The following is a 14,500-nucleotide window of genomic DNA, read 5'->3' as shown; positions in this document are numbered from 1 at the left end:
GGCTCATCCTCTACGACTACATGGTGAAATGTATGAAAGAGCTGGCGAAGCCTAAACCTGACATCGACTCTCTACTTCCGTGGAACTTCTCTCACTAACAAGCCCTGTGGGTTCATGGGGCGCTTACCATAATTTGCATTGAACATTCATGTACTAATCACCCGGAGCAATCAACGAAGACTGGCGAATTAAAACTGAAGTTTGCAATCCAAATGTCCGTCATAAAAAGTTCGGAGTCTACTAGAATATGATATCGATAATTAAGGCCCCGATGTCCATCAGGGCCTTTTTATTTGCTAGGTCAGCAACTTAAACTGCTTAAGCAAAACTACAGTAAAGAAAGAGCTAATTGAAAAGACGAGGAAGGATGGAGTTGTCTTTCCTAAAATCCCGAAACTAAACAGATGATCCAACGGAATCAACCCTCCTCTAAGCACAGAGTAGTAAGAGAAGTAAGTGACAATCAAAGAAAGATACGTCACATACGTACTTTTTGTGAAATAAAGGCATACTGTCAAGATGAGGAACTGAACTACAACCTGAAGAGAAATCACTCGTACGAATGTTGGCCCAGCCGCAGCCCTAACCCCAATCATGAAGTCTTTGTTTAGGTATAAACATTCAATAATTATGAAAACAAGTAAGAACAGAAACAAATCAATAATGCTCAGAAGTAGAGACGTTTTTGCACCTGTAGCAATCATATTCATCAAACTAATTTACCCCGTGTCTACGTTGAGACATCATCGCTTGTCCAAGCTCAATTCTATGGTAAGTATCGAAAAAATTAAAATAGCCATATTTGTTGTTCACGTACTCAACACCCATTGAAATTATTGATGGTTGAATTAATCCATCACCTATGAAAGATCCATTAATAACCACGTTTTCCCACATAGCCACTTGAGTTTTCTGATAGAAATCTTGAACATACATTTGCTCACGAACCACTAAGAAGTTATCAAGAGCGATACCAGATTTTCCAATACTTCCAGACATAACTTCATTAAAAGTAGCTCTGTTCTTTTCTAATAGTTCGATGCCCAAGTCGTTGACATGATCAGGCAATCCCCAACGGACATACCACTTAGAAAAGTGGTCATTTAGATCTGCAGCAACACCAAACCAAACCGTATCTATGCCAGCGTCATCAATTCTAGCTTGCATAGCTCGATATATCTTTGCTCGATCGGCGTAGGATTGGCCTCCTTCGTCCGGCTTGTGGGACAGATCATTATATAAATACACCGCTACAACGGCCGCTGCGGCCTGCACAAAGGCATCCTGTCCATCACCACCAGTTAACAGCACAGCAGCAGCCGCAAACGCGGCACCCTGCAGCATTTGCAGCTCGATGGCATCTGGTATACCGAAGGCCAAACCTCCTGCCTTGGCGACCAATCCACCTATAAATCCATTTCTGAATTTACCCCCTTTTGCCTCAGCGATAATTCCTTGAGTCACACCATGTGCAATGGTCACCCCCACTTTACCAGCAAAGGTCCCCGCCGCTATTCCTCCTATACCACTTGTTATTCCAGCACCGGCACCACCTATGATTGCGCCTTTAAGCCCCCCGCTAATCTTGCCTGTGGAGACCACACCCGTCGTGAAGCCAACTGTTGCCCCTGACGCAATGGCACCTTTTGTACCGGCGAGCCCCCACAATCCATTGGCACCAAAGGACGCATAGCCCATCATCAAAGTACCCGCAATGGCAGTAATTGCCTGAAGGAACTGGTTATCCGTTGTAAACGAGAACGTAAATAGGGCCAGCCCTATTGCAAATATGATAAATGGATTGTGGCCAGAAGGATCTGTGAAATTCACGGGGTTGTTATAAACGTAGCTGTAACGGTTATATGAGCCACTCATACCCGGCTCAGGAATGATCGTATCTGCACTGATAAACCGGCCATAAACTGGATCATACAAACGGGCATTCATGTTGATGAGCTTACCCACCCCCACGTTTTCATGAGCGGTAAACCCCCGGAGTGTGTTTCGCGTAAACAGTGGCGGATTCTCCAATTCCTGAACAGCCAGTGTTTCACCAAATGGCGTAAAGTTCTGCCTTATCTGAACAACACCAAGATTGTCGGAGATGATATCGGCGTTACCTAAGCGGTCTCTGTGGAAGTATGCCGTTTTATCAAGTTGCTTTTCATCATCGATAAGCGTTTTGATATGCTCGCCCACAGCTTGTCCATCAACCATTAGTCTATGGCGCATGGTTAAGACGCGTTTTCCATCGCGCTGCTCAACATCCATTTCATAGCCAGGACCAACGTAGTAAGTGGTTTTATCCTCCAACACACGTTTGATGCGATTTTTATTTGCGTCATAAGTGTACGTGACTGTCTCTCCATTTTCGGTGAGAGACTCAACTTTGTTGAATGCATTCCAAACAATTGACCTTCCAGGACCCTGGGTTTGGTTCCCATTCGCATCATACTTGAAGGTATCACCATCAAGTTGACCATTCGCTAAGCTCGCAATGTCTCCTACGTTTGACTTGTAAGTCAGATTGCCATAGATATCGTAGCGATATTGCCTTTCCTGGAAATTAGCATTGGATTGTTCATCGAATGTCCAGCGGACCAGTTGGTTGAGGTCATCATACTCATATAATTCGGTCTGGCCTCGAAGATTACGGTTCAGCTGCGTAACCTGATTTCGGTCATTGTAGTCGTAAGAAAGTGACTGAATTTGGTTCGTTCCAAGCGATGTGGTGATCGACTTGATATTCCCCCTTGCACGATCAATTTCCTGACGCTGCAAGTAGCCATTACCAAAGAGCTCACCACTCAAACGGCCAAACGCATCCCGGCTGGTTGCTTTCCAGAGAATATTCTCTGTTTCGTCTTTCAGCCTGTCGTCCAATAGGGTTGAAAGACTTTCTTGCGCGACTACGAGATCGTCCATCTCCTTGACGGCTATATCAAGCAAGTCGGTTTGTTCACGGGCCAGCACGAGATAGTTGTTTGCCTCGGCAATATAGGCATTCGCTTGCCGTTCTAGCTCATCTGCCCTGGCGGTTAGTGCATCTGCCCTGGCGCTCTGCTGCTGCGCCAACGCACGATAGTTGTTTGCGATATTTTGATAATGGTTTGCCCAACGGGAGTACACATCCCCCGCTACAACTTGCGTTGCACTTTGCATTGAGCAGGTTGTAGATGTTTTATATTTGCCACTGGTATAACAAACTCGCGTTTCCACCATCCACATTGGAATAGCAACTTGGAAATATTCGCGTCGCTTACAACGCCCCTTCCAATCCTTCGATACGCATTGGTCATATTTGTAGTAAGCCAATCCGTTTTGATTTTTCACAAAACTAAATACACGTCGGCCAAATACGTTGTAATAGTAGTTTGCGGTATTACGATAGTTTGTTGCTAATGCGGCATTTTTCAATGACACTTGCATCAATTGGTTAGCTGATGAATATAGCGTACTGGCCTCGCTATCAAGTGCTTGCTCCTGCGCGAACAGAGCATCCGCATTCGCTCTTAGCTTGTCTGCTTGTTCGGTGTAATAGATGGCATTTTTTTCATAGACTTGGGCCTGAGCTTCGAGCTCTACAATCCGGGCTGCGGTCTCGCGCAACGCCTGTTCAATCTTGATGAAATCCCGATCCCACAGATCAGCATTTGGCATGCTGAGCTGATCAAGCAACCCATTGAGATCATATTTATGATCCAATCGCATTCCTGAAGGGTAAATCACCCGACTTAGACGATTATCCTCGTCATACTCGAAACGAGTGGTATATCGGACACCATCTACAACAGAATGACTGGCAACAACACGTTTCAGGCTGTCATATTCATAGCTGTGCGACACGTTATCTGAGGTGGTATTGGAATCTAATTGGCCGGGTAGTGACGCGTCATACTGCCAAACTGTTTTGTCATCATTAACCCTTTCTTCTATCTTCCTCCCAAGCTCATCGTAAACGTAGTTTGTTACTTGCCCTTTAGCATCGGTTTGGGCAACAAGCTCACCCCATGGGTTGTATTCATAGTGCCAGGTTCCCATTGCGGGATCGGTCATCGATATTTTCCGCCCAAAATCATCATATTGCATAGTGATGACTTTTCCGTTTACATCACTCTCGATCAGGTTCTCATAAGCATCATAAGTGTGACGAATTGAATGGGAATTCGCTTCAATAATCTCGACAGTTTGCCCCAAGCCATTGCCTGTTTCTTCTCGTTTTACAACACCAGAGCCACTTGAAGTTCTCGTCAACCCTGAATAGCTAATGTTGGTGACAATATCCGCACCATCTTCAGTTGGCAGTATTGTACGAACAGGTCTCCCCAATGCGTCATAATCAGTACGCTTCCAGTAAGTCGCGTCACCATCAAAAAGCCCCTCAAAATAGGGAACGGTTTCGCCCGCCAACTGCCCATCTCGGTTGAACGCTTTGTCTACCAAAATAATACGGTTGTTAGTACCGGGGGTTTTCACCCTAACTTCTCGGCCAAATCGGTCGAAATACGTTGTGCGCCAACTTCCCTGAGAAGTTTGCTCGGTAATCAAATACAAACTTCTATCACCCAAGGTCAAACCATGGACATCAGCACCGGCATTCGCACCATCACTCCAGTCAAAGACCCATTTTTTCCAATTTCCATCTGGATAGTCTTCCTGTACTTTTCGACAGAAAGAGTCATAGGTGAAATGCGTAGTTAAGCCTGCACTGTCTTTTGCCGAAGCTGGAAGGTGGCAAAAATCGTTGTAGGTCGTTGTCGCTGAATGCCCCTTTGCATTGGTATGGCGGACCAATCGTCCTAGCTGGTCATACTCAGACTTTTCAACGCGCGCCCCCAAGGAAGTTTCCTCTCTGGCGGAAAGCCGTAAGCCGTTAGCCGAATATGTAAAGGCGTGAGTAATTTGGTGATCGTGACCAGGTTCGATAATTTGTTCGACCAAAACACCGGTTACTGCATCATATTTATGTTGTGTCACGCGTGTTTGACTATCAGTACCGTTGGATTTCGTGACTTGAATACGTGTGGGTTTGCCAATCAACCAACGGACATCGTTATGTTCATAGTTGGTTTCAGTTTTCTCTTCAAAGCGACCACCATTGGCGTCGATAGTGACTTTCGTCGTTGTACCTGCAAAGAATTGAGCGTCATAGTCTGAAAAAGTCTCCACGACCGATGTCAGCAATCTCTCGCTGAGATCGAATGATTCTGTTTTTTTCTGTTCTGTAACTCTGAAAGGCAACTCAGAATAGGGATCGTCCACCTCCCTGAAAGAAGTGAGCGCCCGTTGAACTTTCCGTCCGTTCACACGTGTTTCAGCTTCACTGATATAGGGACGAAAAGCAGAATCGAATCCGAATTTGCGGGTAGTTGCCCTTTCGCCCGAATCCAAATCCATTGTTTCAGTTATTTCTAAAAAGCCAAGAGCCCCCAACTCTTCGTGCGCCACATAACCTTTGTAGGCAAAGCGCGTTTCGGTCTTTCCGCCAATGCCATCATTGGACTCTATTTTTGTAACAACGTTGAGTTGAGGAGAAAGAGATAACAGCGGTGCTGGCTGACTCCCAGTCGAAGTAAACACGTCAGAGGAGTCTGTATTGCCATAATAAAATGTGGTGGTATTACCAAAGCCTGACGTCACCGATGAGAGTTTCGCCATAGGCTCGTGCTCGTACATCAAACAGCTGACGCCTGTGACTGAACGAAAGCAATCATCGTTGGTTCCATTTCCATCAAGGTCACCAACTTGTCTGAATGGTCCGTAAGCGCTCATTACCGTCAACACATCAATCGTGGTAGAAAGCCCGAAAAAACGCCGAACGAAGTTGCCGTAAAATTTCTCTCTTTCGCGCACCGATACAAGGTCAGCAGGGATCTCAGATACCAATGAGGGTTCGGAAAAACCTGAAGATTGATTGTATGCACAAAAGAGTCGCTGCCCCTCGATGTAACAGAAATCATCAACACTATCGCCATTTCTGTCATCGAAAGTAATTGATTGCTCGACGGTACCTACGTAGTCCGTCACGGCAAACGCAGCACTGGGTAATGTGAGTATTTTAGATGCCGGCATCAACGAAGAACCGGTATTGATTCGGCAAACATAGTCATTTGCTTGTCTGTAACAAACATCTGGCAAGCCATCCATATTGAGATCTGCTAGCCTGTAGGTTCGAAGCAATGTTTCTTGTTGTTTTTTCAGCGCGTTGTAGGTGGATTCTGAGCCCTGTCCAGCGAAGGCGGCAACAGGGATATCCCTTGCCCACACCACTTCTTCAGAAAATGCAATATTGCCACTGCCAGATGTCTGACCCAAGCCCGTCGCACAGGTTAATGCCCCATCATTCGTGATGCCACAGACATCAGGGTTACCATCGCCATTAAAATCAATGAGCTGCGGCCTCGGCAAGTTAACCGCGTCGAAACCATTAACCAGTGTTTTTTCCAATGGCCAGCCGATTGAGGTTAATTGTATCTCTGAGGCAGAAAAGAGCCCGGAAAGTGACTGTGATCCTGAATTGGATTGACACACCAACCCCGTTGTCTCTATACGACATAGGTCTACGAATCCATCCCTGTCAAAGTCAATAAACTGGTTCGACGTATCAAGAGAAAACGCGTTTGTGATGAGAGCTTGACTCTCAAAACGACCAGACTGGTTCTTAGCACAATAAAAGCCAGTTTCATTGAAACCACAAATATCGGTGTAACCATCTCTGTTGATATCAATCAGCTGTATCGTGGCTCGTGATTCGTCAGAGTCCCAGTTAAAAATGGGATACGTTGTACTCGGAGAAGAAAATCTCCCTCCTCCCAAGTTGTCGGCGCAACGGATTCCTTCGTCCAATATACAGATGTCTGGCCTTGCATCACGATTGATGTCTCCAACCAGATATCCCTGCAAATCCCCCACCGGCAGGAGGTTATTCAGATAGGGGCTTGATTCGGCAAGATTTGTGCTTTCCCAATCAAACGTATGGGCTGGAAAGCACTGGTTAGAGGCATCACAGAGTTGTGCTTTAACCAGTCGGCTATAAGACGCGCCCCCTTTGAGTGAAACCTGTTCATAATCGAAGTTGAATCGTTGTCGGACAGCGCCATTACGTTTAACCGTTACGTTGTCGAGCAATTCTCTTTGTTCAGCACGTTCTCCACGGTACCAAGCGGTAGAAATATCGCTTCTTTCTCGATAGGAAAAGTTAATTTCAACATTGCTGTAACTAATTGTTTCTGGGAGCGTTGTACCGAAGCTATCTCTGTAGGTATAGTCAATTTTATTGTCAAATCGGTCCTTGTATTCACTGAGGTGCCAACGAATGTTGGTGTTGTTACTCGTGTCTGTGTCTCTATAGGTGGCGACATATCCGTCGGCTCGGTAGACCATCCATGCATCGATAGACGTGCCACTGCCAATTGCAGTGATCTTGGTTGATGTCTCACCCGCGATCCGGTACTCCGAGCCAGGCTGTCCCAAATTCCCATTGACTAAAACGAGTCGCTTGCCAACCATGCAATACTGATCGTTTTCATTGAAGTGAATACCCGATTGATAACCATCAACACGCTTGCTTGCAGAACATCGCTCAATCGTTGGAAAGTCGGAGAGATAGAAGCCTAAACCTAATGAGCTGTTAGATGACCCTTGACGGTAGTTCACAGAAAGTTTTGGGGCCAATCCATTGATGCCCTCAGGCACTTGAAGACTCAACGAATAGTTCGCCATGCCATTCTCAACAGAAGGGCTTCCTTTTAACTCACCCACGTCCAAATCGAAAGCATTCGCGTAAAAAATAGCACTAACCAAAGAAGCAAAAACAGCTGCACTTCTTGCCACCCATTTTTTTGCCGGCAGGAAAGAGATAACATTCATTACTTGATCTCCTCATTCCCGTTGCGGCCAAGATTCTCAAAACGCTCAGAAATTGATTGAAGCTCCGTCGACAGTCTGTTTAATTCGTCAGTGACTCTTCTTGCCTCTGGCGCTTCGACGGGTGCTGTGACATCGAAGCTACTTTCAACAACCCGATATCCATTCGACTCAAGCCTGGCAAGCAAGGCATCTGCTTTTTTTATGAGCAGGTCCGCTTCTTCATTTGCACCTTGCTCCAACATCCTCGCTTCGCCATCCAAACGAGCGCTATCAGAGTCAATTTTCTTGTTAATATCATTGAGGTCTTCGATGAGCTCATCTCGATACTCCGCGTCTGCGATTTCAGACGTGTAATCGCCTTTAATCTGTTCATGCAATTTAGAGATCTGTCTCGTGGTAGTGCTATTAAGCGTTTGATCCCCAGCATCGAAGCTGTTGCTTGCTGCTGACGTTGTCTTGGGTAACGTTTGTGCAGTTGCTGTTGGTGATTTAGCCTGCCCATTCATATCAAATGCGCTATATAAAACCCCGAAGGAGAGAAGTACGGACGCAGCCATCCAAACTTTTCTGTACATTTAAATTTCCTTGTAGTGAATTTGACGACGTTGTCGCCTCCATTGACTGGCTACCCAAATACCCGCGCAGAAAATGCTTAACAGCGAAAGTGCAATAACCGGGGTATCACCATACTTAGAAAAGGTCGTTGAAGACGCTAAGGCAGAAACCTCAGCATCAATAAACTCTGTTTTGTTTCCGGAAACCGAGGCAAGGATTCTCCCTTCTGGATCGATCACCGCTGAGATGCCACCGTTGGTGGAATACGCCAAAAACAAGCCGAGTTCAGCAGCCCGGGTTTGTGCTATGAGAAGCAAATATCGCTTTATCCAAGGCGCTGAAGACCACTGAAGGTCACTGAGTAACAAGAGCAAAGTAGGACGTTCATGACGAAGTTGTTCGCGATACGTGTTGGAGAATAAAGCTTCAAAACAAATGGAAATGGCCAATTCAACCTGCCCTGACAAAGAGGTGGGCTTTTGGGATTTTCGAACAGGGGATATGTCCTCGCCTCGGGACAAAGGCATATTGATTAACTTCTTGTAAAACGTCGGTCTAAATTCACCAAAAGGCACCAGCCTCTGCTTTGTATAAACGGGCTTTAGACCCCGTGTTCCTTGGTTGGCGACATTAACTAGCTCCAAGCCTTTCTGAAATTGAGCACCATATATAACGTCGGTACCCTTTTCGACTAGCGATGACATAGCACTGATGAATGTCTGCCTGCTTAAAACTGAGGCTAAGGGTACGGATGACTCAGGCCAAATGACCAAATCAGGAGATGGGGCAAAACCCGACAGTGCGAGGTATTTTCTTACCTTGGCTGATGCTGATGAAGATGACTGTTTAGTCATCACATCATTAGCGCCATGTAAGACGCGAAGACGCACCGTGTTACCCGATGTTATTGTTGTTTCAGTGTTATTCTTTGAGTGAAAATAAAAGAAACTCACTGCAAGAACAGTTATTGCAACGTAAATCGCCGCTGTTCTGAACCTGCCATAATAAAGCAGAACAGCCAAACCAATAACATTGAAGCACAATAGAAAATCAACACCTAAACCGCCCGATACTGAAAAGACTGTTGGTATGTAGTCAACCAGAAAAGCGCCAGGGTGAAACCATGGGAAGGCACTCTCACCCAGTGAATAAATATACCCTGAAAGAACGTATACTGATGAGGAGGAGAGTATAAAAAGCAAAACCTTTAGTGGTGAAAAACCGTCTAAAAGTGGTGAAACAAGTTTAATAAAAATGGAGACCAACGCAAATCTTAGAGACAAAACTACCAATATGAAAAAATATGTCCCAAAGGCGATAAACTCGCCATTATATTCAGAATGAATGTATTGAAAAATCCAACCAAGCGTCCCAATGTTCAAACCAAATCCAAACATCAAGCCAATGTTAAATATAAATAAAAAACCAACAACCCCTGTTGATATGAGAGTTAACCAAACAACAGAAACCAAAAAGGATGCATATCGAACAATTGTCATATCAATCGTGACAACCATTGATATGACAAGTCCAAAAACAAAAGACAAAATTAAAGAAAATGGAACGAAATACAATCCAGCGAGATCTTTAATAGGATACCTTTCAAGGACAGAATATTTCATCTACTACCCATTCCTTGGGTCGAAAAACACTTAATCAACTGATGGAAATCTACCATAATGGATTTGTCCAACATGTCTCAATGGTGATAAAACAACATATGGAAAAAAATGAAAATATAATTTTAAACTCCAATTTAGACCAGTATGACCATTTTTATTTTGGTCATAACTCAAATCGGTTGTTTTATGCTAAAATGTTCGCTTTGACGTAACTTCTCATGGCCACAATTCAAGTACCTTGTCGTTTCTGCAACAAAACAGAGCATGTCCGCAAACATGGAACGGGTCACGCTGGCTTTACTCGCTTTCGCTGCCTTGAATGTAAACGCTGTTTTCAGCTCGATTATGCCTATGAAGCGTGTAAACCTGGTGTCAAAGATAAAATCATCGAGATGGCGATGAATAGCTCCGGTGTCCGAGAGACTGGCCGCGTTCTCAATGTCGCCTATAACACCGTTCTAAACACTTTAAAAAACTGTATGTGCCCCATGATCCCACGGGGCTATATTTGTTAGTGTTTGAAGTTCCATGGCAGGAGCGCATCGATGTCAGGCTCAGCTTTCGCCAGCTCTTTCATGCACTTGACCATGTAATCATAGAGAATAAGCCCATTAGCTTTTGCTGTTTCGACGATACTGTAAAGCATCGCGCTCGCCGCAGCACCATTTGGTGTGTTCGAGAACAACCAGTTCTTTCTGCCAATGACCAGTGGTTTAATTGCGCGTTCAGCGCGATTATTGTCTATCGATAAATGACCATCGTCTATATAGCGGATGAGCTTCGGCCATTGACCCAGCGTGTATTTTATCGCTTTACCCAGCGGGCTGGACGCTATCACTTGTTGAGACGTCATCCACTCGTACAACTCATCCAGTATCGGTTTGGCATGCAGTTGCCGCTCAGATTTTCGTTTCTCTACCGATTGGCCTTTTAACCTCGACTCTATGCCATAAAGCTTCTGGATTTTGGCCAGCGCTTTGTCTGCTTTGCCTGACTTACCTTTGCCTTGAAGCTTCTTAGCCTCCATGAACTTACGCCGTGCATGCGCCATGCAACCCACATTGGTCACTCGGTGAAGTCCATCATAGGCACCATAGCCATCGGTTTGCAGATAACCACGATAATCCTCCAAGAAGGCAACAGGGCATGCCCTCGCGCGACTGTTTTGATAGTCGTACAAGGCGATATTTTTCACATTGGGGAGTGCGGCATCTGGCGAGTCTGCGCCCGAGCAGTAGAGCCACATATAACACTGTTTATCTTCCTTGAGGACATTGAGCGGCGTTTCATCCGCCTGAACCACCACTTGCTCGAGTAAGTGCTCTTTTAGGGCGGCATAGAGTGGTTCGAACTTCTCACTGACTTGGATAACCCACCTTGCCATAGTGGTTCGTGATAGTTCGATTCCCGACTGGGTAAATAGCGACTCTTGGCGGTAAAGTGGCATCGCGTATTGGTATTTGCCAAGGATGATGTTGGCCAGCAAGCTTTCTGTGGCGAAGCTCTTAGGGATAATGCTTTGCGGCGCTGGCTTTTGAACAATGTGGTTGTTGTCTTGGGTTTGCTCGCACTGGCGGCAAGCATATTTAGGACGAACATATTCCAGCACTTTGAGTACGGCTGGTGAGAACTCAAGTTTCTCACTGCGGTCTTCACCGATTTTATGCAGACTATGTTGGCAACAAGCGCACTGCTTTTCATGGTCGTCTAAATCAAGTTCGATAACTTCACGAGGCAAGGTCTTTGGAAGTGGCTTGCGTTTACCGCGTTTCTTCGTTGTGGTGGTCGTCGTGACCTCAACCTCTTCTTCCTTAGCAGCTTCACATTCCGCTTCGTTGAAGAGGTCACCTTGCGATTCATCGTAAGGCTTTAACGCCTCCGAGCGTTTGGCAAACTGGCGGTCGAAGGCAAGCTTGAGCTGTTCAAGTAGCGATTGGCGTTCTTGTTTCAATCGGCTTTCTGACGCCATCAGCACTTTCACCATCGCTTGTAGCTCGTATGCGGTTAATAAACCCCACATATCAATAACACACATGCTTTGACATAGTGCCTTTTTCATCGGAGGCACTATGAACCAAGAGCAAAAACGCGCCCATTAGGCAGCAATTGTTGAGCAACAAAAACAAAGCCAGCTATCCATCAAGCAATTCTGTGCAGACTGCGGCCTCAGTTATCAAACCTTCTACTATTGGTCTAAACGATTAAGCTCTCCTGACTCGACGCAGACACTTCAGCCAATCATTTTCAATGAACATGAACAGACGAAAGTTGAGTCGGTGATCATTACTTTTGCCAATGGTATTCGCGCTGAGTTACCGACAACATTGAATACCACTCAGATCAAACACTGGGTGGATGCCTTGCAATGACTCCCTCCAGCAAGGTCTTCCTGGTCTCCGGCGTGACTGATATGCGCAAATCCATTGATGGACTGTCGCTCATTGTCGCCGACCAACTTGAAATGGATCCGTTCAGCGAAGCCTGGTTTATCTTCTGTAATCGCGGACGCGATAAGCTCAAAATCCTCTTTTGGGATACCAACGGTTTTTGGCTTTACTATCGCCGTTTGGAAAAAGGAACTTTCAAGTGGCCTCGTCCTAATCATCTCAGCGTTATTACCATCAGCAAACCTCAGCTTCACTGGTTGCTCTCTGGGCTGTCACTCGAGAATAGCAAAGCCCATCGCCCCTTAAATGGGCTGGAAGTGTGACGCTAGATACTGATCGTCACATTGCACTTGAACGATCCTTTTTCGCCGTCACACTGGGCACTATTCAATGCTGTAAGATGATGCCCAATGACCGACTTCCCCAACGACATCGAACAACTCAAAGCCATGCTGCTGAAACTCGAACAAGAGAAGCAAGCCATGGCGGAGGAAGTCGCCGCCCTCAAGACCCAAGTGCAATTACTCATTGAGCAGCTCAACCTCAGCAAATCCAAACGCTTTGCTGCCCAAAGTGAAAAAGTCGCCAAAGGCACGTTCAACGAAGCCGAGCAGCAAGATGCGTTACCCTCTGCGCCCAAAGCGCGAAGCAAAACGGGGCGTAAGCCTCTGCCCGCCGACCTGGAGCGTGAGGTACAAACCCATACCTTAAATGCCCCGTATTGCGACTGCTGTGATTCGCCGTTACATGAATGTGGCAAGGAAGTCAGCGAGACCCTGAAAATCGTGCCGCAGAGAGTGAGCGTTATTCGCCATGAGCGCACTAAGTATGCGTGTCGACACTGCGAGCAGACAGCTGAAACCAGCAAAGTGGTCACCGCGCCCAAACCTGCCAGCATGATCCCCAAAAGCCTTGGCAGTGCTGAAGCTTTCGCGGCGGTGGTCACCGCTAAATACGTCGATGCACTGCCGCTGTACCGTCAGGTAGATATCCTGAACCGCTCGGGTATCGATATCAGCCGCGCCACACTGGCGAACTGGTGCGTGCAGCTTGGCAGTAAAGTGCAGGTCATCATCGACGCGATGAAAGCGCAGCTTCTCCAAGAAACGCTTATCTGCGCGGATGAAACCACGGTGCAAGTGCTGAGAGAAGAAGACAGAGCCGCGCAGTCTAAATCCTATATGTGGGTCTATCGCAGCGGCGAGTTCACCCCAAATCCGGTCGTCATCTACGACTATCACCCCAGCCGAGCTGGCGCTTGTGTACGTGAGTTCCTCGGAGAGTACCAAGGTTATCTGTTGTCTGATGGTTACAGTGGTTATGACACAGTAGACGGCGTCACCCAAGCCGCGTGCATGGCGCATGTGCGCCGCAAGTTCACCGATGCCCAAAAGGCGTCGCCGTCTAAAAAGGCAGGAAAGCCCGAAAAAACCTTGACCTTCATCGCCAAGCTGTACGGGATAGAGAAGCGAGCCAAAGAGTTGTCGGCCGAAGCACGGCAACAGATGAGGATGCAAGAAAGCCTCCCCATATTGAATGACTTCAATGCGTGGCTCGATAGCCTGAATGTGCTGCCCAAAGGGGCATTGGGCCAGGCCATCACCTACACCAAGAATCAGTGGCCCAAACTGCTGACCTACCTGGAAGATGGTCACATCAGTATCGACAACAATGTGACAGAGCGAGATATCCGCCCGTTCACGACGGGCCGAAAAAACTGGATGTTCTCCACCTCGGTCGGTGGCGCCAAAGCCAGTGCCAACTTATATAGCTTGGTGATGACGTGTCGTGCCAATGACATCAACCCGTATTATTACTTCCGGCACCTGTTCACGGAGTTGCCGACGCGTTCACTCGCCGATGATATGTCGGATCTGATGCCATGGAATGTTGATCTGAGCGATGTGGAATAAGGCTTCACCAGTTCATTAATCGCTTACGTAACAACATACGCCTTATGTGTGGGCTCCATTACCTCAAACATGTCTACGCCCTGTCCGATGAAGAAGTCTGTGCCCGATGGGTAGAAAACCCCTACTATCAGTACTTTTGCGGCAATGTGTATTT

7 protein-coding genes and 2 pseudogenes are annotated in these 14,500 nt (G+C 46.5%); 5 read left to right on the top strand and 4 right to left on the bottom strand.

Annotated elements, in window-relative coordinates:
- Nucleotides 1-714: 714 nt before the first annotated feature.
- The 3 genes from GMA8713_RS24030 to lnt are packed head-to-tail and all read right to left on the bottom strand — an operon-like array spanning nt 715 to nt 10,046.
- Nucleotides 715-7,869: an RHS repeat-associated core domain-containing protein gene (locus GMA8713_RS24030; protein WP_062715007.1), complete on the bottom strand. Its 7,155-nt coding sequence runs from the start codon at nt 7,867-7,869 to the stop codon at nt 715-717.
- Complete coding sequence (locus GMA8713_RS24025) at nt 7,869-8,444, bottom strand: hypothetical protein (protein ID WP_062715004.1); 576 nt, start codon at nt 8,442-8,444, stop codon at nt 7,869-7,871. The genes GMA8713_RS24030 and GMA8713_RS24025 overlap by 1 nt, the downstream gene beginning before the upstream one ends.
- Complete coding sequence (lnt, locus tag GMA8713_RS24020; protein ID WP_062715002.1) at nt 8,445-10,046, bottom strand: apolipoprotein N-acyltransferase; 1,602 nt, start codon at nt 10,044-10,046, stop codon at nt 8,445-8,447. It lies immediately after the preceding gene.
- Nucleotides 10,047-10,264: 218 nt separating this feature from the next.
- Between lnt and GMA8713_RS24015 the strand changes: the two are divergent.
- Nucleotides 10,265-10,519, top strand: a pseudogene (locus GMA8713_RS24015) (IS1-like element transposase); the annotation flags it as partial.
- Between the two features lie 38 nt (nt 10,520-10,557).
- On the opposite strand, the gene tnpC (GMA8713_RS24010) reads toward GMA8713_RS24015, so the two are convergent.
- Nucleotides 10,558-12,066 (bottom strand): IS66 family transposase, encoded by a 1,509-nt coding sequence (tnpC, locus tag GMA8713_RS24010; protein ID WP_422615213.1) that lies wholly within the window; start codon nt 12,064-12,066, stop codon nt 10,558-10,560.
- Between the two features lie 85 nt (nt 12,067-12,151).
- Between tnpC (GMA8713_RS24010) and tnpA the strand changes: the two genes are divergently transcribed.
- The 4 genes and pseudogenes from tnpA to GMA8713_RS27025 form a co-directional block, all read left to right on the top strand.
- Nucleotides 12,152-12,415, top strand: coding sequence for an IS66 family insertion sequence element accessory protein TnpA (gene tnpA, locus GMA8713_RS28770; protein WP_422615212.1), 264 nt, complete (start codon nt 12,152-12,154; stop codon nt 12,413-12,415).
- Nucleotides 12,412-12,756, top strand: coding sequence for an IS66 family insertion sequence element accessory protein TnpB (gene tnpB / locus GMA8713_RS24005; RefSeq protein WP_062714995.1), 345 nt, complete (start codon nt 12,412-12,414; stop codon nt 12,754-12,756). The genes tnpA and tnpB overlap by 4 nt, the downstream gene beginning before the upstream one ends.
- An 87-nt stretch (nt 12,757-12,843) precedes the next feature.
- Nucleotides 12,844-14,346 carry an IS66 family transposase gene (tnpC, locus tag GMA8713_RS24000; protein ID WP_062714993.1) on the top strand — a complete coding sequence of 501 codons (1,503 nt, stop codon included), beginning with the start codon at nt 12,844-12,846 and terminating at the stop codon, nt 14,344-14,346.
- Nucleotides 14,347-14,381: 35 nt separating this feature from the next.
- A pseudogene (locus tag GMA8713_RS27025) lies at nt 14,382-14,500 on the top strand (transposase); the annotation flags it as partial.

It is taken from the genome of Grimontia marina, assembly GCF_900060185.1.
In the GTDB taxonomy this organism is placed as follows: domain Bacteria; phylum Pseudomonadota; class Gammaproteobacteria; order Enterobacterales; family Vibrionaceae; genus Enterovibrio; species Enterovibrio marinus.
This window is presented reverse-complemented; position numbering and strand designations above follow the sequence as displayed.

Excerpts from the sequence above, each read along its gene's own strand:
- GMA8713_RS24030 (WP_062715007.1), bottom strand. The coding sequence starts at position 7,869 with ATGAATGTTATCTCTTTCCTGCCGGCAAAAAAATGGGTGGCAAGAAGT.
- tnpB (WP_062714995.1), top strand. The coding sequence starts at position 12,412 with ATGACTCCCTCCAGCAAGGTCTTCCTGGTCTCCGGCGTGACTGATATG.
- tnpC (WP_422615213.1), bottom strand. The coding sequence starts at position 12,066 with ATGTGGGGTTTATTAACCGCATACGAGCTACAAGCGATGGTGAAAGTG.
- lnt (WP_062715002.1), bottom strand. The coding sequence starts at position 10,046 with ATGAAATATTCTGTCCTTGAAAGGTATCCTATTAAAGATCTCGCTGGA.
- tnpC (WP_062714993.1), top strand. The coding sequence starts at position 12,844 with ATGACCGACTTCCCCAACGACATCGAACAACTCAAAGCCATGCTGCTG.
- GMA8713_RS24025 (WP_062715004.1), bottom strand. The coding sequence starts at position 8,444 with ATGTACAGAAAAGTTTGGATGGCTGCGTCCGTACTTCTCTCCTTCGGG.